Genomic DNA, 24,131 nt, shown 5'->3' with positions numbered 1-24,131 from the left:
AACTGGCAACATTTATAAACCAATAATAAACAACGAGTTATGTAAACACTGCTCCAACATGACTCACAAAAAAGGAATGAGCATCACAAGGATGAGTAACCAAATGCCCCAAACTGCACCAATGCTGTGCATCCATCACACTAAGGATGCAAACCAACAAGCTGCGAGTCTGATAAACTGGCAACAGGAATATGACCAACTCAGCGATGGTCGATTTTTAGGTCAAATTCGAGAACGACGATTTCCCAATTTTCATGTATTTCGTGAAGACAGTAACCGCTCACTAAGACAGCAATGCAGGGTTGAAGAGGGAGGTATTTGGTTGGGCTTGAGTGCGGAAAATAGGCCGCTACACCTAAATCACAGTCAGTTTAATTCAAGCCAGCTTTTGCTTAGGCAAGGTGGCGCTGATTTTGAGTTAATGACACCGGAACTGTTCTCTATCTATGGAATAGTGCTCGACAAAAACTTCGTTCACATCATAGAAAATCAACTTGAGCTTGGGAGCATCCAAAACAACACATTACACTTAACGGGTTTGACGGAAAAACACATTCAACAACTTAAATACTACTTAGGCACGTTACTTGGTTCCGCCGAGCCAAGATGGTCTGAAACCACACATCAAGCAATCTTAAAAGATGTTGTGCTGGAGTTGTTCTCACTCAGTTCACTGCAGACGAGCCACCCGATATCAATCTCTCATCGTCAACATGTGATGCGCCGCATAAAGCAACAGCTACACAACTTAGATTACAGAACTCCGATCACCGTCAGTGAACTGTGTGACGCTGTGCACGTCAGTCGCCGAACACTACAGTACACCTTTGAACATTGCTGTAATACTTCGCCAAAGCAGTTCATACATCGAATGCGGCTGAATCAAGTACGTAGAGTGCTACAAAGCCCTGAAGATAATCGAACAATTGCAGAAATCGCTTTTGACTTTGGTTTTTTTCATCTCGGGCAGTTCAGTCAAAGCTACAAGCGGCTATTTGGTGAGACGCCCACTGAAACGAGAAAATGGGAGTCCAGCAAATAAAATGACATGCAGTATATTCTTTCAGATCCTGCGTTGGGGCCATGTTATGCAGTCGCAATGATTTGCTGAAACTTAGCATGAAGCTCTTCAAGTGCCGCTTCAACATCCGGTTCTGCACGGCTCAAGTGCGAGATTAACGTCATAAAATAGCAGTCAAAAATCAGCGGTATTTTTCCCTCAAGGACGCAGCTTCCCTTTACAGATTGAAACAAAGCTTGGTTAAACGACTGATAATAATCCAAATCCCAAATCACCTCTTTCAACAAGGCTCGGCTCAGCTCGACGTTCGCAAAATAGTAGCGATAGTATTTCTCCGTCAGCGCCAAACCAATGTCGATAGCTGTCTTACCTTCCACACTGACTAGCGTCTCTTGGCTGATCTGTTGCAGTTGCGTCAGCATCCCTTCGCGCAAAATCGACAGTTTGGTCGGGAAGTGGCTGAACACCGTACCATCGGCGACTCCTGCTTCTCTCGCAATCTGCCTTGTGGTCGTCATGTCATAGCCATTCTGAGCAAAAGATGCCCACGCGGCTTTTAGGATTTTGTCTCTGGTTTGTTGTCGCTTCGTCATTGATGTATCTGCTTAATGAGCCTGAAAGGATGATACCTTGAGCGGCTGATATTGACAAATTGAGCGCGCTCAATTATAAAAATGAGCACGCTCAATTTTTATATAAAAACAAAAGGAATCGCTCATGTACGTATTAAAAAAACTAGGCCAAGGATTGATTTTCTTGCCGACCATATTCTGCTTTTCTTATATTTTAAGACCCATATTGATGGTGATTCTCATACCAGGTGGACTCGCACTTTTGGCGTTAATCGGAGGGACAGAAGTCAGGGCGGAACTCAAAGCCATGCTGCTTGAGGAGCTTTTTGGGGTCAGTCCATCACACACCACCTCGAAAAAGGCGTGAGTGCGCGAGAAACGTTGGCAAGGTTAAGCAAAAAACAAAACGCGCAGGTATCGAGATATCAATACCTGCGCGATATAGATGTGATGAAAAGAGGACTGGCGTTAGTCAGTATTCATGTTCTGACCGATTCGCCATAAAACGCCACTAGGGTCAAACAAACAACATTCGCGCATACCCCAAGGTTGCTCGACCAGCTCAGTCAAACGCGAGCCAAATTCCTCATGGCCCACTTTGGATAAGTGCTGATGCCAGCTTTCTGCGTCTTCTACGAGCAAGTGCATCATGAAGTTGTTGCCGTGTTCTGGCTCATAAAAATTCTGTAAAAGAAACGCGCAGCTGCCTTGAGAGAAGTACGCCACATCACCGAAGTCTGACGCCATATCAAAGCCTATCGCCTCATAAAAACGTTTTGAGAGCGCGTAATCTTTCGCTGGAACAAATGATTTGATTTCAACAATATTGAGGTTTTCCATTTCCAATTTCCTAAGCCCTTTTCCACCAAACTGACTGACGTAATCACGCTCTGCGCCTTCTATTCGCCTTGCGTATTTTGCTGCGATGGCAGTGTTACACACTCTACCATTTGCGTTTGTAACCACGTGATGAATTTATGTTCGAGTTCTGTACGCTTTTTATCTTGGCTCAATAAAACATAATTGCAACCTGATAGCACAAAACCAAATGGCGCGACCAAATTACCGCGCTTAATATCGTCCATAACAAAAGGATACGATCCCATCGCCGCGCCTAAGCCATCCACCGCGGCTTGTATGCAAAAATAAAAATGCGCAAATGATTGCTAAGTGCTGCCGTTGAAGGTTTCACAACGTGTTGATTGCTGCCAATCCGCCCAAGCATGTGGTCTAGTTTGGCTATTCAACAATCGAACTGCATCCAAATCGTCTTGAATGGATTGCCAATACTCAGGAGAAAATACTGGCCCCACCCACTCTTCCACAAGAATGGTTTTGTTGTAATCGTGCTGCTGAGCAAAATCGTCTCGACGAATCGCCATCGAAAGCCCTGTCGATCCTAATGTTACCGGGCCTCCAGCCGTCGACAAACGAACATCAGCACGGTGTTCATCATTAAACGCAGCAAGCCTTGGCATCAACCAACGCATGGTTAATGTCGGTTCACAAGACACTTCAAGATGCTGATGCTTTTCTTGAATGAGTGTATTCACGCCTGTTTCTAGCGTTTGGAATGCCGTTTTTGTGTATGTCTTGAGTAATTCTCCTTCTGCCGTCAACACGGCTTTCCTACCCTCTTTCAAAAACAAAGGTTGCGACAGATATCGCTCAAGTTGCTTGATCTGCTTACTCACTGCTCCGTGGGTGATGTTCAGTTTGTCAGCCGCTTCAGTGTAGCTTGAAGAGCTCGCCGCAACGTGGAAGACATAGAAAGATTTTAGGTGACGCATCTGTGAGTTTTTCTCACCAATATGGGAATATTTTTCGATTATAGTCAGTAACAAAGACGCCTACAATTCCGCTACATCACAGACTTCATCATTCAAACAGGAAACCGATATGGAATTTGTAACTCTTGCGCTATTGGGGGTGCTTATTGTTATTAGCCCTGGCGCAGACTTTGTTTTGGTATTAAGAAACAGCTTAAATCAAGGACGAGAAGCTGGCGTGTACAGTGCGATTGGTATCAGCATGGCGATAAGCATCCACATCGCTTACTCCATGCTAGGAATCAGTTACTTAATTTCACAAAATGAATGGTTGTTTAATCTCGTGCGCTATCTTGGGGCTGCTTATCTTATCTACCTTGGGATTAAAGGAATATTCTCCTCGCAGCCTGCGCCAAACTCAGAAACCATTCAACAGAGCGAGTATTCAATGTGGCGATTTTTCATGCAGGGATTTCTGTGTAATTTACTCAATCCTAAGACGATGCTATTTTTTCTGAGTATTTTTAGCCAAGTGATTTCTCCCGATTCTAGTCAGCAACATATCGCCTTGTTTTACGGGATTTATATGATTGCGCTGCACGGCATTTGGTTTTCTATCGTTGCAGTTTTATTCACGTCCCCCCAATTACAAGCCTTCTTGTTGAAGATTAAGCATCGACTCAATCAAGCATGTGGGGCGGGTTTGGTCATTTTCGGCGCGATGCTGGGCTTAAAGGCTTAACACGCTTGCGGTCAGAGTTTGAACACAAAAAATGCGGCTACTAGAGCCGCATTACAATCCACAAACCTTCGGTCTGATAAGTGAAACGTTTATTGAGTGATAACGGTGAGCTTATCCCAATCAATCGTGAAGCGAATTTGTGCCTCAGTGTAGTGGCTCGTTGTGCCTTGATCGTACCAGTTACACGCATTGCGAGAGAAACCTTCTTCAACTTCTTTCATGCCAGCTCGTGCGATCATCTCCGTTTTTGGCTCTTCTCCGCGCTCAAATTCTGGTGTGAACACGTACTGGAATTTCGGTTTGAAACCGTAGATCAAACGCGGCAAGTTCTCTTCTGGTAATAGGTTCTCGTTTGAACAACCTGTGTAGTGGTAAACACCCGCCCATTTACCGTAGTACTGGTAATCGTTGGTGTAAATTTGGCTAAGAGAGGTGGTCCACTTAACGCCCATACCGCGTTCCATGGACGCCTTTGGTTTGGCTGCGGTGACGTAATCCTTACTTGAGTAGCGAGACGTATAAGCCACACCCAGGTCGGTCGTCAACGAGCCAGAAAAACTTGGTGTCGAGCCCGGTGTTGCAGTCGCGGTTAAGCCGATAGACGGAGCAACCGTGGTTGTCGATACGGAAACATCATTAGCTTCGTTTTGCGGTGAGTAATCCTCACTAAATACCGGCGTGCCACCAGCTTGATAGATACTGTAGTCGAACTCGACTGGGTAGTTTTGAGTAAAGCGATCCACAATCGCAGCATCGTAAGTGTGTTTTACACCCGGATTACCTGGTACATAACCATTCCCTAGAGTGATCACGCGAGCCGCTTTTTTGTCGTTCTTTGAATTATGGAATAACTCAACCAGTAACTTCATTTGCACACGGCTACCACGAAACGCGTACGGGAAAAGCTCAGGCTCGCTTTGCATCACGACCTCATAGCTTTTTTTCACGTAACCTTCTAGCGCGATGTCATCAATCAAGACACTTTCTACAACCTTGTTATCAGAAGCAACGGCAGTAGCGGAAATCCCTAACATTAAGGGAAGCAGTATTTTCTTATTCATTATTTTATTACCTTACTTGGGAACAGTCCCAAATCAAGCTAACACATTGAACAAGTAGCAACAATCAAACGAAAACGATTCACATTATCAATAATTTGACCTACACCCAGAAATGAAAAAAAAACAGCCAACTTACGCTGGCTGTTTCGATGCAGTTAATGAATGACCCGTGCGTCCCCTTTAAATAACTGAGACAAATCGATAGTGAATATTGTCACTGTCGGACGTTTAGGCAGAGCATTTTCGATCGAAAACTCTGGCCCAGCTGGAACGAGGGGGAAGTGAATAGCCGTCGGCCACGTTGACGAAGCTTCATTACCGCTCGGCTCAGATATTGAGAAAGAAAACGCAGGTAAACGGGTCATAACACTTACCTCAAATGACTGATTCGCGGGCTCAAGCGAGCCCGCTTAGGTTTTGCAATGTTATTGTTGTTTTAACGCCTACTTAATCACTAACGATTGATAACGTTAGATATCAAGTTCTTTGTCTTCAACGTGGTTGGTGATCATCGCTTCAGTCGTGATCATCAAGCCAGCAACAGACGCCGCGAATTGAAGCGCTGAACGTGTTACTTTCGCAGGGTCCAAGATACCCATTTCGATCATGCTGCCGTATTCACCTGTTGCAGCGTTGTAACCGTAATCGGCATCACCCGCTTTGACAGCATTCGCTACGACTGAAGCTTCGTCACCTGCGTTGGTTGCGATTTGACGGAGAGGCTCTTCCATCGCACGTAGCGCAACTCGGATACCCACGTTTTGGTCATCGTTGTCGCCTTTTAGATCCGCCAATTCTTTCGCGATCTTAGTTAGGGCAACACCACCACCAGCAACAATACCTTCTTCAACCGCTGCGCGAGTAGCGTGTAGCGCATCGTCCACGCGGTCTTTCTTCTCTTTCATCTCAACTTCGGTTGCAGCGCCGATCTTGATCACCGCTACGCCGCCAGAAAGCTTCGCAACACGTTGTTGAAGCTTGTCTTTGTCGTATTGAGAAGTGGTTGTTTCGATTTGTTTTTCAATCGAAGCCACACGATCAGCAATCGCGCTTGCTTCTGCTGCGCCACCCACAATAGTTGTTGTGTCTTTGGTGATGGTCACTTTCTTCGCGCTACCTAGTTGCTCTAGCGTTGCTTTTTCGAGTTCTAGGCCGATTTCTTCAGAGATGACCGTACCTGCGGTTAGTACCGCAATGTCTTCCATCATCGCTTTACGGTTGTCACCAAAACCAGGTGCTTTCACCGCAGTCGCACGCACGATGCCGCGCATGTTGTTCACAACCAATGTCGCTAGCGCTTCACCTTCGATATCTTCAGCAATGATCAATAGTGAGCGAGAAGATTTCGCCACTTCTTCTAGCACTGGCAATAGCTCGCGGATGCTGCTGACTTTTTTGTCCACCAATAGGATGTAAGGGTTGTCTAGCTCTACGCTGCCATTTTCTTGGTTAGTGATGAAGTATGGCGACAAGTAACCGCGGTCGAATTGCATACCTTCAACCACAGACAATTCGTTGTCTAGACCTTGGCCTTCTTCAACCGTAATCACGCCATTGCGACCCACTTTTTCCATCGCTTCTGCAATGATTTCACCGATCGCGCGATCGCTGTTTGCAGAAATGCTACCCACTTGGGTGATGGATTCTTTGTCGCTGCATGGCTTAGACATTTCACGTAGTTTCTCAACCGCCGCTTCAGTGGCTTTGTCGATACCACGTTTTAGGTCCATTGGGTTCATGCCAGAAGCTACCGCTTTAAGACCTTCGTTGATGAAAGATTGCGCCAGTACAGTAGCCGTCGTTGTACCGTCACCCGCTTCATCATTCGCTTTGGACGCCACTTGTTTCACCATTTGTGCGCCCATGTTTTCGAACTTGTCTTTCAGTTCGATTTCTTTCGCTACAGACACACCATCTTTGGTAATGGTTGGCGCGCCGTAAGATTTATCAAGCACAACGTTGCGGCCTTTAGGGCCTAGTGTCACTTTTACTGCATCCGCCAGTAAGTTCACACCTTTCAGCATTTTTTGACGTGCGTCATTAGCAAATAATACGTCTTTTGCAGCCATAATTATCTCCTCAAAAAACTACTACAAAAATAATTACTCAACGATTGCTAACACATCAGATTCGGACAGAATCAAGTATTCTGCGCCGTCAATTTTCTCGGTTTTCACGCCGTAACCGTCATTGAAAATGATTTGGTCGCCCACTTTGACTTCCATCGCAGCGCGTTCGCCATTTTCAAGGCGTTTACCTAAACCAACAGCAATGACTTTCCCGCGGTTTGATTTTTTAACCGACTGAGAAGTTAAAACGATTCCCCCTTCAGATTTATTGTCCACCTCTTGTCTTTCAACAATTAGCTTGTCATTTAAAGGACGAATTTTCATTTTTAAGTGCCTCCTACTTGGAACCAAAAATAAAAGACAGAATAAACATCAAGATGGATTTGCGAGTCGACCGCTCGCTTTCGATGAGAATAATAAGGTCGAAAAATTGGAGTTCAAGAGGTGGATTTCATAAAAATTTTTTATTGAATTGAATAAAATCTTCTATCGAAACTTTTGACATTCACGACCACTTAAAACCTCTTTATGATGGAAAATGTGTTCAATCAAATCTAGAGTGGTTACATACTCTTAAAAAGGATAATCAAACAATGAAAAAGGTCGTATCTCTGTTTCTTGCAACATTGTGCGTTGGCTTGCTTTCTCCCAACGTGGCGGCTTCTGAGCGTGCTGAGCAAGGGTGGCAACTGATTGAGAAAGGCGCAATGATTGTCGATGTACGCACGCCGCAAGAGTTCTCTGAGGGGCATGTAGACAATGCGGTCAATTTCCCTCTATCTGAGCTTGATAAACATTTCCAAGACGTCGATAAAGATCAAGCGATCGTATTGTACTGCCGCAGTGGTAATCGCTCTGGTAAAGCGTATCAATATTTGCAATCGCAAGGGTTCACGAATCTGCACAATGCAGGTGGCTTAGAAGAACTGCAAGACGCCAAATAATCATCTCTGTTCTAATTTCAAAAATAAAAGCACAGAGGGCGTTGCAGACTTATTGCAACGCCCTCTGTTACTAAATAATTCTCTTCCGCTACTACTCTATTTGGGCCCGGCCTCAAACTGAGTCAGGTTATCCGATATCTCAAGCCACGGCGCTTTGGACGCGACAAAAATATGGAAATTTGGCTTGTGGGATGGTGCATCATCCAAGACCCCTAGGCGAATATTGACAATCCCATTGTTCTTTTTCGAATACAGGCTCGACCCGCAATGGCGACAAAAACATAACATGGTATTTTCGCTTTTCTGATAAGTTTGAATATCCTCTTTTCCTTGGATAATGAGCAACTTATCTAGAGTAATACCGCCCACCGATGAATAGTCAGAGCCAGTAAATTTTCGACATTCCGAGCAATGGCAATTTCCCATGTACTTGAATTCATCTGCCACTTCCAATTTCACCTTACCACACAGACATGAGCCTTTGAGTACTTCCATTTGAGTCCCTTTTTGTTATGAATCTAATTGAATTAGACGAATACACCGACACCTTGCCACTGCAATGCGAAAAATTAAAGGCAGGTAATACAGGTTTTCAAAAATGAAACGAAAATGTAAAACACTCTATTCAGAGGAAAGATAGGTGTGCTCAGCACATGAGAGCTCAAGCTATTGTCGATACAAAAACACCAAGCAAGACGCTTGGTGTTTTCTTAATATTTTGTCTAACACAGTCATCGCTCTTAATAAGAGACGCCGTGTTGAGAAAGTGTAGTGCTTAGAAAATGCAGTGCTTAGTAAAGCTGGTGGCTTCGTTTGCACTCCAGTCACCTTTTGGCTTATCTTTCAGGTTCTCACACCATTGCTCGCTGCCCACACCATCTTGAAGAACACAGTGCTTCGCAAAGTCTACTGCGTTGTCTGCTGTCCATTCTGTTTTTGGCTTATCGCGCATGTCGTTACACCAGCCTTCAGTGCCCACTTCATCACTACAAGCGGTTAAAGCAGAAGCCGCCAACATCAGCATGACTAGTTTTTTCATAAATTTAAGGTTCCAGTTGCAAACAATATTAAAATAAAACTCAATCGCTCCAACAAATGCCCATTCAACGGTCTGAACTAAGCAGTCACTTGTTGAAGTGACTTTTATATCAACTATAACGAAATTATCAGTCTACGTGTTAAGACACCGAAAAATTATTGAGCCAAGCTGCGTAAATGACACCATAAACACCTATAAGCAGCGCGCTTGCGTTAATGCGCTGATCTTAGAAGAACCCGTGCCAAAACATGCTAAACGTAACTCTAACGCCATTTGCTCAAAGTGCTCGACCACCGCTTGAGTGCTTATGGTAGCCGCTTTCAAGACTGCGCCCGCTTGCCCAACGAGATTGGCGCCCAAATGTATGGCTTTCGCCGCTTCAAGTCCGTTATGCACACCACCTGAGGCGATCAAAGGTAATGTAGGATGCTGTGCTCGTATTTGAGTCAAACATTTTGCCGTCGGGATACCCCAATCGCGGAAAAGCTCGGCTGCACGCTGCATTTTCGGGTTATCTTGGCAATAACCTTCAACCGCGCTCCAACTTGTGCCACCCGCGCCCGCTACATCAATGGCATCCACACCGGCGTCAACCAATCGCTGCGCAACGTGACCACTTATACCAAAACCGACTTCTTTGATAATGATCGGAACATTCACGCGAGATTTAAGCTGCTCGATAGCGTGTAAGACCCCAATCCAATTATGGTCGCCATTTTTCTGAAACGCTTCCTGCATTGGGTTTACGTGTACAAACAACGCATCCGCTTGAATGGATTCAACCGCACGCTGCGCATTATCAAGTTTACCTTTGTCGCGCAACTGAGCGGCTCCAAGGTTGGAATAAAGCGGCACATCTTTGGCTAAATCACGAATGGTTTTACCTAGACCTGCGTGTTGGCGCTCTTCTAAGCTAATACGCTGCGACCCCACGCCCATCGCAATGCCTAATTCACTGGCGGCTTCAGCCAAACGACAATTGATCACTTCAGCGTCTTTCGCTCCACCTGTCATCGAGCTAATCAAAAACGGCAGCGCCAATCGGTGGCCAAGAAACTCTGTCGACAGGTCAATCGCCTGAAAGTCACATTCTGGCAGCGCGCAGTGTTCAAACTCGACAGACTCAAAGCCCGCCGTTTTATGCTTCATGCTCATGTCATGATGTAAAACAGCGTCTAGATGTAAATCTTTTCGGTTAGTTTGCGGAGTCATAATGTCACCCTAAAGTAAAACAGTCGCGCAGTATTGCGATCCTTATCAGTAACGTCAATGCGAATTTTCTGAATTCACGAGATTACTTTTCCGAAACCAGTAATGAATCACGACTTACTCTGACATTATAGGAAGAGAAACTCGCCTTCTGTTTTAAACAAGCAGGCGAGTGTTTCTCCAAGTTGAAGTAATCAGAGTGCGAGACACCACGATAAAAATGGGCCGCATACTTCTCTAATTTACTTTGCGCTTTCTGACAGAATCAGAGACACAACGGTGCTTGTGGTGGTTGGAGCAAACTGCTCAGGGTCATCACAGAATTGAATTTTCCCTTTTTCTTCAACGTGGAACAACGGTACTACCGAGTTCCCTTTGTGGTGCGCTAAGTAGTCTTGATACGTAAAGTTGTCGCTCAATTTCGTGTGTTTTATCTCTGCACCGCGGCTCAATAAACTGGCCAGCTGCGTATAGCTTACGTTACCGCCCATCAGCAATTTACCGTGGTACTCCTGAGCCACGGAGTGCTTCTCGCTACCATTGCCGTTGGTTTTCACTTTTTGCAAGCAGTGAACTTTATCTTCACCAAACTCGTCGACAAATTGCATGCAAGCCATAATGTTGAAATGCTGGTCAGGCGTTAATGCAACGACTTGTCCCACCCCTATCAGGTTCAAATTGTCATCTGCGTGACTAGAAATCGGATTCCCGTAGTAGTAATCCAGCCCCAACATACGAACTTGACTGATGTACTCCCAGTTAGAATCGGTCATCAATATACGGCGGTCATAGCGTGCCAACGCTTGACCAATTTCTCTTGCTACTCGGTTAGCACCAATCAACAAGAAGCCGCGTGGCGCTGGCTCCGCGACGCCCAACATCAATGCGACAGGACGTGCCGTTGCACTTTGTAAAACAACCGTTCCGATGATCACCATGAAGGTCATAGGAACCAGTAAAATCGCTTCATCAATACCGTATTCGGTCAATTTGATCGCGAAAAGAGACGAAATGGAGGCAGCGACAATACCGCGCGGTGCAACCCAAGACAGGAACAGTTTATCTTTAAGTCTCAAGTTACTGCGGATGGTTGAGAGGAAAATCGACAACGGACGCGACACCAACTGCATAAATACAAACAGCAATAACGCGCCACTGCCCAGCGCAGCAAAATCATCCAAGCTGATGCGTGCAGCAAGGAAAATAAATAGGCCGGTGATCAGCAATATGGTCAAGTGCTCTTTAAAGTGCAGAATTTGTTGAATATTGATGCCCTTTGCGTTGGCAAGCCACATACCCATTACAGTAACCGTTAGTAATCCGGCTTCAGACTCAATATGGTTGGAGACGGAAAATACGCCGAGCACGATCATCAAAACCGCAAATGGCTGCAAGTATTCCGGTAGCCACGCACGGCGCATAATCGTTGCGACTGCTGCGCCGGAGGCCGCACCAAGAATGACGCCCACGGCAATGAGCGTCCCGAACACTTCGACGCTATTTATCGCGCTGTGCGATACGATGAACTCATAAACCATCACAACAAAAAGCGCACCGAGTGGATCAATCAAGATCCCCTCCCAACGCAAAATATTGGCAAGCGTACTGTTGGGTCTTACCGTCCGAAGAAGTGGCACGATCACCGTCGGACCTGTTACCACGGTTAAGCTGCCGAACAACATGGCGAGCTCCCAAGTAAAACCGAGGAAATAGTGCGTCGCAATACTGGTTGCTGCCCACGAAATGATGGCCCCGATGGAAACGATACTCCAGACTGAGCCACTCACACCGCGAATTTCTTTAAAGTTTAGGGTCAAGCTGCCTTCGAAAAGAATCACCGCAACCGCCAATGAAACCAACGGAAAGAGCAAATTCCCTAAAATCTCATCTGGATTTAACCACTGCATAAATGGCCCGACAATCAACCCAGCTAGCAGCAAAAATAAAATCGCTGGTAAGCGCAATCGCCATGCCAACCACTGACAACCTAAACCAATGACCCCAACCGCTGATAGAACCAGCGCTTCATTACCCACTTGCATTAATCATTACCTGTTTTGTCTTTTTTCGCGTGAATGCGCTATACCCAAATAACCTCGGCGTGCGGTTCAATAAGCATGACTTGGCATGCAGACTAAACGGCTTACCTTCGACTATTCGACAGCATGCCTCTGAAATGCACATTTTTGAGGTCACTTGGGTATCGCATCAGAATTATGAATATAGTTGAACCCCAATGACTTAACGACTCATTTCTGTTCATCAGATCTTAAAGTGACACACAAGTATGTCGCTTCGTCGAATTCATCATTACGCATTGAGTTTCATTATGTAGAATGATTCTTAAAGAAAGCGCGGAACCTAGCACTATATGAAGCTAAGGCAAAGCGCTTGGGCTAAGCTTTAGCGTACGTGCTCAAAGTTAAGAATCGTGTGTCACGCGATGTACGCAAGGAGAAATGGATTGTACGTAATACTAGCACTGTTCATGGCGTTGCTCGCCATCCTCATCGGAGTGAAAGCCGCCAACCGAGCAGCACTTTTAGAAAAAGAGCTAACCAAACTTCGTGAAGAGGTAACATCATTGCGAGTCAGTATAAATAAGGACTCGAACCAACCAACGCGCCAACAATCCAGCGTTGAAGAGGTAACAAAAAAGGCAAACTCCTCATCCTCTAAGGAGCATGACCCGATTACCGACCGAGCATCTTATCCAAACACAACACATCAAGCTCAGTACCAGGCAAGCGAAGTTCAACTGGACGTTTTTAGTCAAGAACAAGAGTCTATATTGCCAAGTAGAGTGCAGAGTCTGTTTAGCAACATTCAAGAAAACTGGTTGGTTTGGGTGGGCGCGCTGGCAATGCTAATTGGTGGGGGGTATCTCGTACAAGTTATTGGTAGTCACATTGAGTTTTCGCCACTTATGCGTGTGTCCTTTGCGTTTGTACTCTCGTTACTTATGGTGCTTGTTGGCGAATGGTTCCACCGCAAAGAACAACAAAATCCTCAACGAGCAACACGAGCCCAAGGCTTTACTTATGTGCCTGCCGCCGTTACCGGAACAGGGCTAACTGGCATTTACTGCACGGTTATCTTTGCGTTTGTTGTTTATCAAATGCTGACGCCTAGTGTCTCGCTTATCATCTTAGCCGCTGCTGCATTTTGTAGCTTGGCTCTATCTTTACAGCAAGGGCCGTTAATGGCGGTGCTTGGTCTGATTGGTGGATATACCGCACCGTTATGGATTGGTGGAAGCGAGCCTAATTACTTCTTATTAGCTGGGTATATCAGCGCGATCTCGGTCGCGGCAACATTGCTAATGCAAAAAGTGCGTAGTGCATGGATTTCTCCAAGCATCGCGCTTCCACATGTTGTTTGGATGCTGTTGCTCATTGAAAGCATGCCGCTTGAGACGCTTTTTTCTTGGCTGGCTATTTATCTCTCCATTACTCTTTATCTTATTTTCGCCGTTCCAAGACTGGGTTGGACACTCAATCCTCGTTATCATCACTGCCAGAATAAGTGGACAAATCCGCCGACCGCTACCTCTCTCGCGATTGCGTTATTGACCTTTTCGGCTGTCACCAGAATGCCAGAATTGGACACACTGCACATGGTGTACTGTTATGCGCTACTCGTTGCGACAGTATGGCTCCCAGCGGTTCGCACAGGTTGGTCATTGCGCGTATTTTTGCCTTCCATATTGGTCTCTGCGACCGCACTTGTTGTCCTCACTGTCGCGTTTGACGCTTTGTATATGCCAGAACATGGTGCCAGTATCTTACTCGCATTGGCCACCAGTATTGCACTGATCTGCTGTCGAACTTATTGCCAGTCACTCAGTGACCGATCGCAACTTAGCGGCGTACTTCTGTTGGTACTGGCTCCAGCAATGAGTTTGATTACGTTGTTTTATGTCGACGAATTTATGCAAGGCTACCTGTGGCACTGGACTGCATTCTGCGCATTGGTGACCGTTTATTACGTTGTACTTGGTCAGCGCTTACATTCGCTAGCATTGGAATGTTCTGCCGTCATGCACGCTTTAATCGTAGGCATCGCCTTTGTTTGGTTAAGCGATACCTGGTTGACGACAGCAATCTCGATACAAGTTGCGGTAATGGCGTTGCAGACGCAATCAGGGTTATTTCGCCCCGCAAGTTGGGCGATTAAAGTGGCGATGGGGATACTGGTCATCCGCCTCACACTTTTACCCTTCATCCCTGAATGGCAACCCGTAGAAGCAGGACATTGGGCTTGGGTTATTGTGAGTTACCTACCGTCTCTCATCATCCTGCTCTATGCTCGATCAACGCTAAAGCAAGTGGACCTCGAACTGACCAACTGGTTTGAAGGTGCATTTTTGCATGTATTCTTAATGGCGCTATTCACCCAAACCAACTACTGGTTAACTGGGCAGTACGGCTATTTGGGACACCTTGATTTCACAAGCGCCATCGTTTTTGCTAACCAAGCGTTGGTTATGGGTTTGGTGTACAGCTACCGTAGCCAATTTGCACAACGCTTAATCCGCATCTATGAAGCCTACAGCTACCTGCTTTGGTGTGCCTTCGCATTGCTGATAATTTTGCTTAATACGGCAGAGTCGCCATTGGTGACTGACAACGTCTCAGCCCAAGCTCTTCCCGTCATTAATATGCTAAGCGTCGGCTGGTTGCTGCCAGCTTGCATCCTACTTATCGCAACCTTTAGAGGCTGGAATACGTTACAGGTTCATCGATTTGCGGTTGCTAGCCTAGGCTTTGCACTTGCTGCTATTTGGTTAGGTATGTCTATCCGTCAATTCTGGCAAACCACATCCATGATGTTGTACCAACCGACCAGCATGGCAGAACTGTTCAGTTATTCAGTAGCAGGTTTGCTCGTGGGTGGATTGCTTACTTGGCGCGGTGTGACACACAGAGGGTTGATGATGCAGCGCGTGGGTCTAGTGGTTTTAGCTTTTGTCGCACTCAAAGTATTCTTATGGGATGTTAGTTCTCTGGATGGGTTCTGGAGAGCAATCAGCTTCTTAGGTTTAGGAGCATCTTTAATCGCGCTTGGGTGGTTATTCCAGAAATTGAATCGCTCGGTGGCAAAAGCACTCGAACCATAAACGAATTAAAGAGAGATTCCCGACAATGCACCGTTCTCGTTATTGGGGGGCGATAGCGATGCAAAGCCGGGAATCATTGGAGTGTTCGTTATTTTAGCAACGCAACAACCGTATGACGACGCACGTTTGCTTGTGCATTCAACGCTTGAAAAGTCGAGGTAAACTCACCAGACTTCTGCACAAAACCATCCAGTTTTGCATTCACATCATCCACAGAAAGCTGCGCGGTTTTATTTTGAATTGAGCGCATTTGAGTATTCAACTCTCCATGAAATGCTTTCGCTTCCTGCAAGCTCGTTTGCACTTGTCTTAGGTGCTGGTTCACTTTGGCAATCGTCTGTTTCATACCATCGCGTGACGCCAAATCAAACCCAAGTTCTGCAATACCATCTGGCTCTGACTTTAGATTTAGAACGTTCGGCTGGCCCGCAGGAAAACGGTGCCCTTCGCCCGTGACCATCACTTTCTGCTGCATTTGCTGATAAGCGTTGTCTCTGGCTTCAAATAAAATGCTGCCATCGTCAGCTAATGAGGCACGCATCCCTAAAGCAATCAAGCTTCGGTCAAGCATTTTGACAGTTCGAGCACCATCGGCTTGTCCATCGAACTGAATCATTACCGCTTGACCCTGAGGGAAATCCAAACGAATTTGCTCAGCCTTGTCACTTAAGCGATGCACGTTCAAGCCAGGAATAGAAAAGCGACGAATGTCTGCTTTATCTAGCTTTAAATGCAGTTCGTTGTTGAGCACTTTCTGGCCGTCGAACCGAGCATGCTCCACAACGTTCTGAATGGTGGCTTTAGAACGAACCAATGTATCCTGCAAGCCAGGTACATTTTGCACGCCTTGATTCACCGCTTGCGTCAAACCACGTTTAATTTGAGTCAGCTCTTTGCCAATCACCTGCAACGATTTCGATGCGATCTGCACTGCCGTCGCTTGCTGCTGACCTTGGGTCAGTTGAATCCCAGAGACAGAGTAGGCTGACGCAGTGTCAGCCTGAACTTGCGCCGGGCGCGGTTTAATTGCAGTACTTGAGTCTGCAGAACGGGTCGGCATGATAGAGGCTTGTTCTTGCCCACCCAAGCGTATGCTATGGGGTCTAACCTCTACTGTACTCATTACCATAAAAGAACTTCCTAACCTTATAGACGGTCAAACAACGATAGATCATTGATCTTTACATAGCTCGCTTGCGTTGCTTGCAAAGCCGCCATGTAATTGCTCAAGCGTACCGATGCTTCACCGTAATCCAGAGCTGAGAGGTCACCTGATACTTTATCGACGAACAGTTTATTCTCACCATGAGCACCGCCAACCAAATCTAGGTTATTGTGTCGGCCACCAATCTCCGTCATCGTGCCAAGTACGCTTGCCAACGTATCATCAATGGCACTCAGGCTTGCGTCCACTTCAGCTTGGAAATTCGGACTCGGGTTCTCAAATTCTGTAATTAGATTATTAATTTGATCCAGTACGTTTTTGCCGCCACCAAGGTCCAAAATGTCCTTTGCCGTCATGTTGGAATCCATCGTTACGCCTTTCGCAATCGTCACGACACGTTTATCGCTGTTGCCCTCGATGACATAACTACCGCTTGCACTGTTTATAGCAGGGGTGTCAGTTTTGGTGCCTGAAAATAGGTAGTGCCCTTCTTCATCCTGAGCATTGAAAGACGACTCAATTGAATCACGATAGCTCTTTAACTCCGTGATCATACCGGTACGGTCTTGATCAGTCAGTGAGCCATTCGCGCCCCATAATGCAATATCACGCATGCTCATTAGGCTCTCTTTCACTGAGTCTAAATGTGTTTCTTGACTCGAAAGCGTGGTTTTGACGTTTGCGATATTGTTTTGATATTGGGCGATGGCGCTGTTTTCACGATCCAAATTAAGCAGCTTAATCGATGCCATTGGATCGTCAGATAGTTTAGTTAGACGCTCACCTGTCGTCATTTGTTGTAGCACGTGCCCCAGACCTGCATTGTTACCTTGCAGGCTTTGCAGCATCATTTGGCTAAATTGATTGTCACTGATTCGCATCTGGGTTTCCTTTAGAATAACTGCAATACAGAATCGAACAGCTGATTCGCTGTGCTGATCACTTTCATGTTGGCATTGTGTGCATTAGCAAACGTCATTAAGTTAGCCGCTTCTTCATCACTGTTAACGGCACTCACATTGTCACGAGCCGCATGTGCTTGCTTGTTCATGGCTAACTTAGCTTGGTAATCGGCGTCTGCTTGGCGTGCTTTAATCGCGGTTTGACCCACCATAGAACTGAATGCGTCATTCAAACTCACTGAGCCATAGCCAGTCACAGAAACAGGCTTGTTGCTTAAATTAATCAACGACTGCAATACATCCGCATTACCTGGCGTACCATCACTTGAAAACGCAAGCTCACCTGGAGTCAACTCAGTGATATCCAAACTTGCCGCTGGGTTGGCAGGGTCGTAGCTGAACAATGGTTTACCTGGGTTACCATTTAAATCTTGTCCAGTAGCGAGCACAGCGTTGTATTCATCCGCTAATGCTTTCGCCATGTCATTCAAAGCCAATTGGTTTGGTTTTAATACATCGGTTTGATAATCGTTAATCGCACCTAATTTGCCACCAAGAGAGTCACCAATCGCAAAACTTTGGCTTGAGAATGTTACGTGTAAGTCTGCTACGTAAGGGTCACTAGGATCTGGAACGGCTGCGAGTTTGCCATGGTCCGTGCCCATCACAAGTGGCTGACCAGAGGTCAGCGTTACCTGAACACTGCCGTCAGGCTGTTCTGTTGTTCTGATTTCGATGGTTTGAGATAACTCGCCGATCAATTTATCTCGTTCATCCATAAGTTGCGATGGGTTGCCGCCTGTTCCTTGCATTTCAACCAGCTGCTTGTTTACCTTCGCGATGTTTTCCATGAGGCTATTCGCGTGGTTGAGTGCCGCATTACGCTGGTCGCTCATATCTTTATGTTGGTTGTGCAAAGACTCGGTCAACGTATTAAAGCGGCGCGCCAACGCTTCAGATTCGTTGATGATTTGTTGACGGTAAGGGATCGACTCAGGCTTAACCGTAGCATCGTTAAGCGCAGCGTTTAGAGAGTCCAAACCAGCAGAAATACTGAAGCCATCGGCCCCTAGCGTATTTTCCAATTGGCTCATGTTGCTGGTGTAGCCAGAAGCGTACGCCGCCATACTGTTAGTGGACCACGTTTGCTTAATCAGAAATTGGTCTGTAACGCGGCGAATGCTGGTGACCTCTACCCCTAAACCAGGGCTTAAGCGGTTAGCTTTTCCGTCATCAACTGATGCCATCAACGCTTGTTGACGGCTGTAGCCCACAGTATTCACGTTCGCCACGTTTTGTGCCGTTACGTCTAAGGCCACGCGGTTCGCGCCTAAACCTGAAAGGGCAATATTAACTAGGTTCATTTACAGCTCCATTTTCCTGATCAACGGCTGAGAAAACGCGGTAGTCATACCGGCCTCACCGAGCACCTGTTTTACAGAGGCGACGGCTTGAGAGGCGGTATTAAATAAGCTTGAGTTCCCCTCAATCTCGTTAGCATCAAGCTGTGAGATAGATTCAGAATTCGCACCTTTACCATCGTTTGCAGATGAGATGTTACGCGCAGCATCAAAGGCGACTTCGCGCATAGAGGGGCTAAGTTGCTGGATGAGCATATTGGCAATGCCGGAGCTCTGCTTTTTTGCCAGTTCCATTGCCAGTTGCCCATCGTACATATCGCGGAAAACACCTTGCTGCTGGCTTGCAAACGGGCTGTCTTTATCCGCTAGAACATCGCTGCTGCTGCGCATTTGACGCAGCACCATTTGTAAAAACATCGCCTCAAATTGACCCGCCACTACTTCAAGCGCGCCTTCCTGATCTCGACTCTGCTTGATGTTGGCAAGTGCGCTGTTGTCGTGATACAGCATCGAATTCAGTTGAGTTTGTTCATTGGTACTGTCTAGTTTCATCCTTAACTCCTTAAATCACGACCAATTCAGCGTTCAATGCACCCGCTTCGCTCAGTGCTTGCAGGATAGACATCAAGTCAGTAGGTGTGGCACCTAAGCTGTTTACCGCAGTCACAATAGTGTTGAGCTCCGTGCCTGGAGGCCAAATTACCATTTGAGCTAAATCTTCGTTCACATCAAGATCCGTTTGGTTAACGACTTTCGTATCGCCATTTGCAAACGCATTTGGCTGACTGACTTGTTGTGATTCAGAAATTCGCACGGTTAAGTTGCCATGGCTCACTGCTGCCTCACTCACTTTGACACTCTTACCGATCACGACCGTTCCCGTACGAGAGTTAAAGACAATTCGAGCCGGCTTGCGGCCTTCCACGACGCTCATTTCTTCAAGCATCGACATCATCACTACGCGCTGTTGGGTATCTTTTGGTGCACGCATATCAATGCGCGCTTTATTGATCGCAACAGCAACGTTAGGCCCAAAAGTGTTGTTGATTTCACGCGCGATATTTTTTGCCGTTGTGAAACTTGGTTTACGCAGGTTTAAGGTGACTTCATCACGCTGGTTGAAATCAGTTTTGATTTCTCTCTCTAACGTCGCACCATTCGGGACGCGACCTGCCGTTGGTGTATTAACTTCGACTTTGGAGCCACTTCGCCCTTCTGCTGATAAACCGCCCACCACGACGTTTCCTTGTGCAATGGCATACACTTCACCATCAATACCGCGTAAAGGCGTCAACAATAGCGTACCGCCACGGAGGCTTTTCGCGTCACCAATTGAAGACACGACCACGTCCAAAGTTTGTCCAGGGCCCGCCATTGGATCAACGGTTGCTGTCACGCTCACAGAAGCCACATTTCGTAGCTTAGGGTTCATACTGTCATCAATTTGAACCCCAAACTGACGGAGCATGTTGGTAATAGATTGAGAAGTAAACTTCACTTGGTTTCGGTCACCCTGGCCAGCTAAGCCAACCACCAAACCATAACCAACCAATTGGTTTTCTCGAATGCCGCGTACATCGACCAAGTCCATGATCGGAATTTCCACTTCAGCATGTGAAGTGGTTGGTAATCCCAAGGTCAACACCAATAGGAAAGACGTAAAGAAAGATTGCATTGTCTTCATTAGAAAGGTACCCATGGGCTGTTGAAGAATTGAGTTAGCCATCCGGCTGCGTTGCTGTCAGCCAGAGCTCCGCGACCTGCGTAAGTAATTCGTGCATCAGCAATTCGTTGAGAAGAAACTTGGTTGCTGCGATTAATATCATCCACACGAACAATGCCAGTGAGACGAATAAACTCATCTCCCTGGTTTAGGCGCAGCCATTTTTCGCCACTGATACGCAATACACCATTAGGTAACACCTCGTGTACCGTTACGGTGATTGCACCTTGCAGCTTATTGCCCTGTGAGCTTGAAGCACTGCCATCAAAGTTGCGGCTGCCATCGACACTAACCCCTAACTCATCGAACGTTTTCGTTCCTATGGTCGGCGCCGCGAAATTAACCGCTGAGCTTTTGCCAAACTTAGTACCCGCTTTTTTGCTCGATGAGGTTTCTTCTGATAGTTGAACCGTTAACACATCGCCAACTCGGTAAGCACGACGATCCTGAAACAGGGTCATCGTGTATTGGTGACGATAAAGGCTACCAGACTGGGTTTCCGGCAACGTGTAATCGAGCGTTGGTGGTGCGTATTCCTCGGCATTTGGCTCAGGCGGAATAAATTCCTGACGGCCGGCACATCCCACCAGCAACACGGCGGCTACTGCCCAACTCTTAGAAAGCCATTTCATTGCTTTTTCCTTCATCATCACCAATTTCATACTTACATTGATTGCGAAACAAACTTCAGCATGTCATCTGCAGCAGAGACCACTTTCGCATTCATCTCATACGCACGTTGAGTCGTGATCATGTCGACCATCTCTTCCACTACTTGTACGTTTGAACCTTCCAATGCACCTTGCTTGATGAGGCCTGCGCCATCTTCACCAGCAATCAGTTCATCTGCCGGGCCGCTGGCTTCCGTTTCACGGAACAAGTTACCACCCACGGCCTCTAAGCCTGCTGGGTTAATGAATTTTGCGAGAGTGATTTGACCAAGCTGCTGTGGCGTTGGATCGTCCGCCGTCGTTGTTGTTACCGTGCCATCAACACCAACAGAGAATGAAGAGGCATTATCTGGGATCTGAATTTGTGGCTCTAACGGCAAGCCTTGACTGTTAACCATCAAGCCTTCAGAGTTGACATGGAACTGACCATTACGTGTGTACATGATCTGTCCATCCGAGTTTTCGATTTGAAAGAAACCCTGTCCCATAACGGCAAGGTCCAACTCTTGTGTTGTATTTTGAGTGTTACCTTGCGTAAACACTTTTTGCGTGCCAACTACGCGAACACCGCTACCTAGCTGAATACCACTTGGCAACTCGTTAACTTGGTCTACTTGAGCACCAGGTTGACGCTGAATGCTGTAGAAAAGGTCTTCGAATACAACTCGGTCACGCTTAAAGCCAACTGTATTTACGTTCGCTAGGTTGTTAGAAATGGCAGTCATCTTCGTGTCCTGCGCTGCCATGCCTGTTTTACTTACCCATAATGCTGAATGCATTTTTTATTACTCCTTGCGGGGCGAGACTTATCTCGCCGCCATTAATTTATTACCAGCTTGTGCCAACGTCTCGGCCGTTTTCATCATGCGAACTTGCATCTCGAAGTTACGCGTTAACGACATCACGCTAATCAACTCATCAATGGCAGATACGTTACTGCCCTCGATGTGCTCAGGAGAAAGTTGCACGGTTTCATCGGCAGCGAATGGCACGCCATCTACACTGTGCAGTAGGCTGTCACTCTCTTTTTGAAGTTGGTTCATTTCTGGTTTAACCAACTTCAACGTTCCCGCGACGATTTCTGCGCCACCACCTGGCGGAATCACGGATACTTGACCACGCTCGCTGATTTCAATCTTTTGATAATCAGGCACAACCAAAGGCCCATTTTCACCAAGAACAGGAAAACCGTTGATGGTCATGGCACCAAAAGTGTCGACTTGGATATTGCCCGCTCGCGTGTACGCTTCGTTACCCGCAGGAGTTTCAACAGCAAGATAACCCTCACCCATGATGGCGACATCCAACGGGCGTCCCGTTTTCATAATGTCGCCAGAATCAAAACGCGTTGAGGCAGAGTTGGTCACAACCATAGTGCGACCATCAAAACCTGGGCCTTGCATTTCTACACTGCGCACGCGCTCCATATCCGCTCGAAAGCCAGCAGTATCAGCGTTTGATAAGTTGTTTGAACGCACGTGCTGAGCCTTAAGAACTCGACTCGCACCTGACGTTGCAGTAAATAACAAGCTATCCATGCAAAACTCCCATTACACCGCGTTAAACAAAGCTTGAGTTAGCTTGTCGCTGGTAGAGATGGTTTTCGCGTTTGCTTGGTAGTTACGCTGTGCGGTCATAAGCGCCACAAGCTCACTGGTTAGGTCAACGTTAGAACCTTCTAGCGCACCTGGGGTTAAATCACCCAACGTACCTGAACCAGGGACACCCATGATTGGCGCACCAGAGCTAAAGCTTTGAGTCCATGCCGTACCACTCACTTTTGCTAAACCTTGTGTGTTGGCGAAGTCTGCAAGTACAACTTGACCTTGCAGCTGTGATTGGCCGTTAGTGTAGGTCGCGTAAACCATGCCATTACCTTCAACGCGTACTCCTGCAAGCTCACCGGATGTGTAACCGTTCGGGCTGTTAGTACTTACGCCGAATTTCGCACCAAACTGCGTGCTGCCTTTCAAGTTAATGTCGACACTCATCGCATTTGCGCCTGCCGCAGGGAATGAAACATTAAACGGAGCCGTCGGTGAAGAAAGCGAACCGTCTTTGTCAAACGTTACTGGTACCGTTGTCACTGGTGTTGCGCCACCATCCACTTGAACATTCACTTCCCAAGAGTTAGAAGCGGTCTTAGTGAAGTACTGGGTTACCGTGTGCGAGTTACCCAGCGAGTCATAGACTTTTGTGGTGTAAGACGAATTGAATGAGTTTGGATCGTCCGGATTAAACGGCGTTACCGTTTTATCAATGGCAGACGCACTTGCATCAAAGTTTGCAACAAAATCAAGACCGTCTGTCGCTTTTGCATTCAGTGATGACGTAGATACTTGGATATTGCCCACAGAGCCTGTCATCAGGTTGTTGTTGCTATCCACACTGTAACCTTGCAGTTTTGCGCCACTGTTAGCTGTAACAAAGTTATCTTTATCTGTCGCGAATACACCTGAACGCGTGTATAGCGTTTGACCCATGTTGTCTTTAGTGACAAAGAATCCGCCACCGTTGATCGCCAAGTCCATCGCACGGCCAGTTCCTGAGATACTGCCGTCTTTGTCGAAGTTCTGTGAAATTGACGCGACTTCTACACCACCAGGTTGCATGCCGTTGTATACTGCGGAGAATTCTGTGCGGCCACCTTTAAAACCATACGTTGATGCGTTGGCAATGTTGTGACTGATTGTGTTTAGCTCTGTGTTGGTCGCGTCCAGACCACTTAGTGCGATGTTAAAACTCATAAAAAGACCTCTGATTT

The 24,131-nt window shown here is 46.6% G+C and carries 24 protein-coding genes and 1 pseudogene; 5 read left to right on the top strand and 20 right to left on the bottom strand.

Going from position 1 to position 24,131, the window contains the following annotated elements; all coding sequences use genetic code 11:
* Positions 1 to 91: 91 nt before the first annotated feature.
* Positions 92 to 1,042, top strand: coding sequence for a helix-turn-helix domain-containing protein (locus MSG33_RS00725; protein ID WP_248379381.1), 951 nt, complete (start codon positions 92 to 94; stop codon positions 1,040 to 1,042).
* A 44-nt stretch (positions 1,043 to 1,086) separates the two neighbouring features.
* Here the strand turns inward: MSG33_RS00725 and MSG33_RS00720 are convergent, their stop codons facing one another.
* Positions 1,087 to 1,614, bottom strand: coding sequence for a TetR/AcrR family transcriptional regulator (locus MSG33_RS00720; RefSeq protein ID WP_139060795.1), 528 nt, complete (start codon positions 1,612 to 1,614; stop codon positions 1,087 to 1,089).
* A 124-nt stretch (positions 1,615 to 1,738) separates the two neighbouring features.
* Between MSG33_RS00720 and MSG33_RS00715 the strand changes: the two genes are divergently transcribed.
* On the top strand, positions 1,739 to 1,960 hold the full coding sequence (locus tag MSG33_RS00715; RefSeq protein ID WP_248379380.1) for a hypothetical protein: 222 nt from the start codon (positions 1,739 to 1,741) through the stop codon (positions 1,958 to 1,960).
* Between the two features lie 101 nt (positions 1,961 to 2,061).
* Here MSG33_RS00715 and MSG33_RS00710 read toward each other — a convergent pair whose 3' ends face one another.
* Positions 2,062 to 2,433, bottom strand: coding sequence for a VOC family protein (locus MSG33_RS00710; RefSeq protein WP_005395273.1), 372 nt, complete (start codon positions 2,431 to 2,433; stop codon positions 2,062 to 2,064).
* 59 nt (positions 2,434 to 2,492) lie between these two features.
* Positions 2,493 to 3,383, bottom strand: a pseudogene (locus MSG33_RS00705) (LysR family transcriptional regulator).
* A 109-nt stretch (positions 3,384 to 3,492) separates the two neighbouring features.
* On the opposite strand from MSG33_RS00705, the gene MSG33_RS00700 reads away from it, so the two are divergent.
* Positions 3,493 to 4,104 carry a LysE family transporter gene (locus MSG33_RS00700; RefSeq protein ID WP_025527347.1) on the top strand — a complete coding sequence of 204 codons (612 nt, stop codon included), beginning with the start codon at positions 3,493 to 3,495 and terminating at the stop codon, positions 4,102 to 4,104.
* 89 nt (positions 4,105 to 4,193) lie between these two features.
* Here the strand turns inward: MSG33_RS00700 and MSG33_RS00695 are convergent, their stop codons facing one another.
* From MSG33_RS00695 to MSG33_RS00680, 4 genes are all read right to left on the bottom strand, one after another.
* Positions 4,194 to 5,165: a leukocidin/hemolysin toxin family protein gene (locus MSG33_RS00695; protein ID WP_248379379.1), complete on the bottom strand. Its 972-nt coding sequence runs from the start codon at positions 5,163 to 5,165 to the stop codon at positions 4,194 to 4,196.
* A 155-nt stretch (positions 5,166 to 5,320) separates the two neighbouring features.
* Positions 5,321 to 5,530 carry a hypothetical protein gene (locus MSG33_RS00690; protein WP_005395278.1) on the bottom strand — a complete coding sequence of 70 codons (210 nt, stop codon included), beginning with the start codon at positions 5,528 to 5,530 and terminating at the stop codon, positions 5,321 to 5,323.
* Between the two features lie 105 nt (positions 5,531 to 5,635).
* Positions 5,636 to 7,234, bottom strand: coding sequence for a chaperonin GroEL (gene groL, locus MSG33_RS00685; protein ID WP_005395280.1), 1,599 nt, complete (start codon positions 7,232 to 7,234; stop codon positions 5,636 to 5,638).
* 33 nt (positions 7,235 to 7,267) lie between these two features.
* Positions 7,268 to 7,558 (bottom strand): co-chaperone GroES, encoded by a 291-nt coding sequence (locus MSG33_RS00680; protein ID WP_248379377.1) that lies wholly within the window; start codon positions 7,556 to 7,558, stop codon positions 7,268 to 7,270.
* A gap of 269 nt (positions 7,559 to 7,827) precedes the next feature.
* Between MSG33_RS00680 and MSG33_RS00675 the strand changes: the two genes are divergently transcribed.
* Complete coding sequence (locus tag MSG33_RS00675; protein ID WP_047008015.1) at positions 7,828 to 8,178, top strand: rhodanese-like domain-containing protein; 351 nt, start codon at positions 7,828 to 7,830, stop codon at positions 8,176 to 8,178.
* 96 nt (positions 8,179 to 8,274) lie between these two features.
* On the opposite strand, the gene MSG33_RS00670 is transcribed toward MSG33_RS00675, so the two are convergent.
* From MSG33_RS00670 to MSG33_RS00655, 4 genes are all read right to left on the bottom strand, one after another.
* Complete coding sequence (locus tag MSG33_RS00670) at positions 8,275 to 8,673, bottom strand: GFA family protein (RefSeq protein WP_248379375.1); 399 nt, start codon at positions 8,671 to 8,673, stop codon at positions 8,275 to 8,277.
* A gap of 280 nt (positions 8,674 to 8,953) precedes the next feature.
* A complete protein-coding gene (locus MSG33_RS00665) occupies positions 8,954 to 9,217 on the bottom strand; it encodes a DUF3012 domain-containing protein (RefSeq protein WP_005395285.1) in 264 nt (87 codons plus the stop codon).
* Between the two features lie 192 nt (positions 9,218 to 9,409).
* Complete coding sequence (gene fni, locus MSG33_RS00660; RefSeq protein WP_248379373.1) at positions 9,410 to 10,429, bottom strand: type 2 isopentenyl-diphosphate Delta-isomerase; 1,020 nt, start codon at positions 10,427 to 10,429, stop codon at positions 9,410 to 9,412.
* A 239-nt stretch (positions 10,430 to 10,668) separates the two neighbouring features.
* A complete protein-coding gene (locus MSG33_RS00655) occupies positions 10,669 to 12,468 on the bottom strand; it encodes a sodium:proton antiporter (RefSeq protein WP_005395287.1) in 1,800 nt (599 codons plus the stop codon).
* 422 nt (positions 12,469 to 12,890) lie between these two features.
* Here MSG33_RS00655 and MSG33_RS00650 point away from each other — a divergent pair, with 422 nt between their 5' ends.
* Complete coding sequence (locus MSG33_RS00650) at positions 12,891 to 15,545, top strand: DUF2339 domain-containing protein (protein WP_248379371.1); 2,655 nt, start codon at positions 12,891 to 12,893, stop codon at positions 15,543 to 15,545.
* Positions 15,546 to 15,633: 88 nt separating this feature from the next.
* Here MSG33_RS00650 and MSG33_RS00645 read toward each other — a convergent pair whose 3' ends face one another.
* Genes MSG33_RS00645 through flgE form a run of 9 tightly spaced genes read right to left on the bottom strand, consistent with a single transcriptional unit; the run spans position 15,634 to position 24,114 of the window.
* On the bottom strand, positions 15,634 to 16,674 hold the full coding sequence (locus MSG33_RS00645) for a hypothetical protein (RefSeq protein WP_012842382.1): 1,041 nt from the start codon (positions 16,672 to 16,674) through the stop codon (positions 15,634 to 15,636).
* 17 nt (positions 16,675 to 16,691) lie between these two features.
* Positions 16,692 to 17,591, bottom strand: a complete 900-nt coding sequence (gene flgL, locus MSG33_RS00640; protein WP_005395290.1) for a flagellar hook-associated protein FlgL — start codon at positions 17,589 to 17,591, stop codon at positions 16,692 to 16,694.
* Between the two features lie 11 nt (positions 17,592 to 17,602).
* Positions 17,603 to 18,976 carry a flagellar hook-associated protein FlgK gene (gene flgK / locus MSG33_RS00635; RefSeq protein ID WP_005395291.1) on the bottom strand — a complete coding sequence of 458 codons (1,374 nt, stop codon included), beginning with the start codon at positions 18,974 to 18,976 and terminating at the stop codon, positions 17,603 to 17,605.
* The gene (locus tag MSG33_RS00630) at positions 18,977 to 19,525 is read right to left on the bottom strand and encodes a rod-binding protein (RefSeq protein ID WP_005395292.1); all 549 of its coding nucleotides are present in this window, start codon (positions 19,523 to 19,525) and stop codon (positions 18,977 to 18,979) included.
* 10 nt (positions 19,526 to 19,535) lie between these two features.
* Positions 19,536 to 20,657 carry a flagellar basal body P-ring protein FlgI gene (locus tag MSG33_RS00625; RefSeq protein WP_031780462.1) on the bottom strand — a complete coding sequence of 374 codons (1,122 nt, stop codon included), beginning with the start codon at positions 20,655 to 20,657 and terminating at the stop codon, positions 19,536 to 19,538.
* Positions 20,657 to 21,328 (bottom strand): flagellar basal body L-ring protein FlgH, encoded by a 672-nt coding sequence (gene flgH / locus MSG33_RS00620; protein WP_005395295.1) that lies wholly within the window; start codon positions 21,326 to 21,328, stop codon positions 20,657 to 20,659. Before flgH ends, MSG33_RS00625 begins: the two co-directional genes overlap by 1 nt.
* 32 nt (positions 21,329 to 21,360) lie before the next feature.
* Positions 21,361 to 22,146 (bottom strand): flagellar basal-body rod protein FlgG, encoded by a 786-nt coding sequence (gene flgG, locus MSG33_RS00615; RefSeq protein ID WP_005395297.1) that lies wholly within the window; start codon positions 22,144 to 22,146, stop codon positions 21,361 to 21,363.
* Between the two features lie 27 nt (positions 22,147 to 22,173).
* Entirely contained in the window at positions 22,174 to 22,905 is a 732-nt protein-coding gene (flgF, locus tag MSG33_RS00610) for a flagellar basal-body rod protein FlgF (protein ID WP_006741308.1), read from the bottom strand.
* A gap of 12 nt (positions 22,906 to 22,917) precedes the next feature.
* On the bottom strand, positions 22,918 to 24,114 hold the full coding sequence (gene flgE / locus MSG33_RS00605; protein ID WP_046873843.1) for a flagellar hook protein FlgE: 1,197 nt from the start codon (positions 24,112 to 24,114) through the stop codon (positions 22,918 to 22,920).
* Positions 24,115 to 24,131 lie beyond the last annotated feature (17 nt).

It is taken from the genome of Vibrio sp. 1CM7H (assembly GCF_023161645.1).
Lineage (GTDB): Bacteria > Pseudomonadota > Gammaproteobacteria > Enterobacterales > Vibrionaceae > Vibrio > Vibrio diabolicus.
This window is presented reverse-complemented; position numbering and strand designations above follow the sequence as displayed.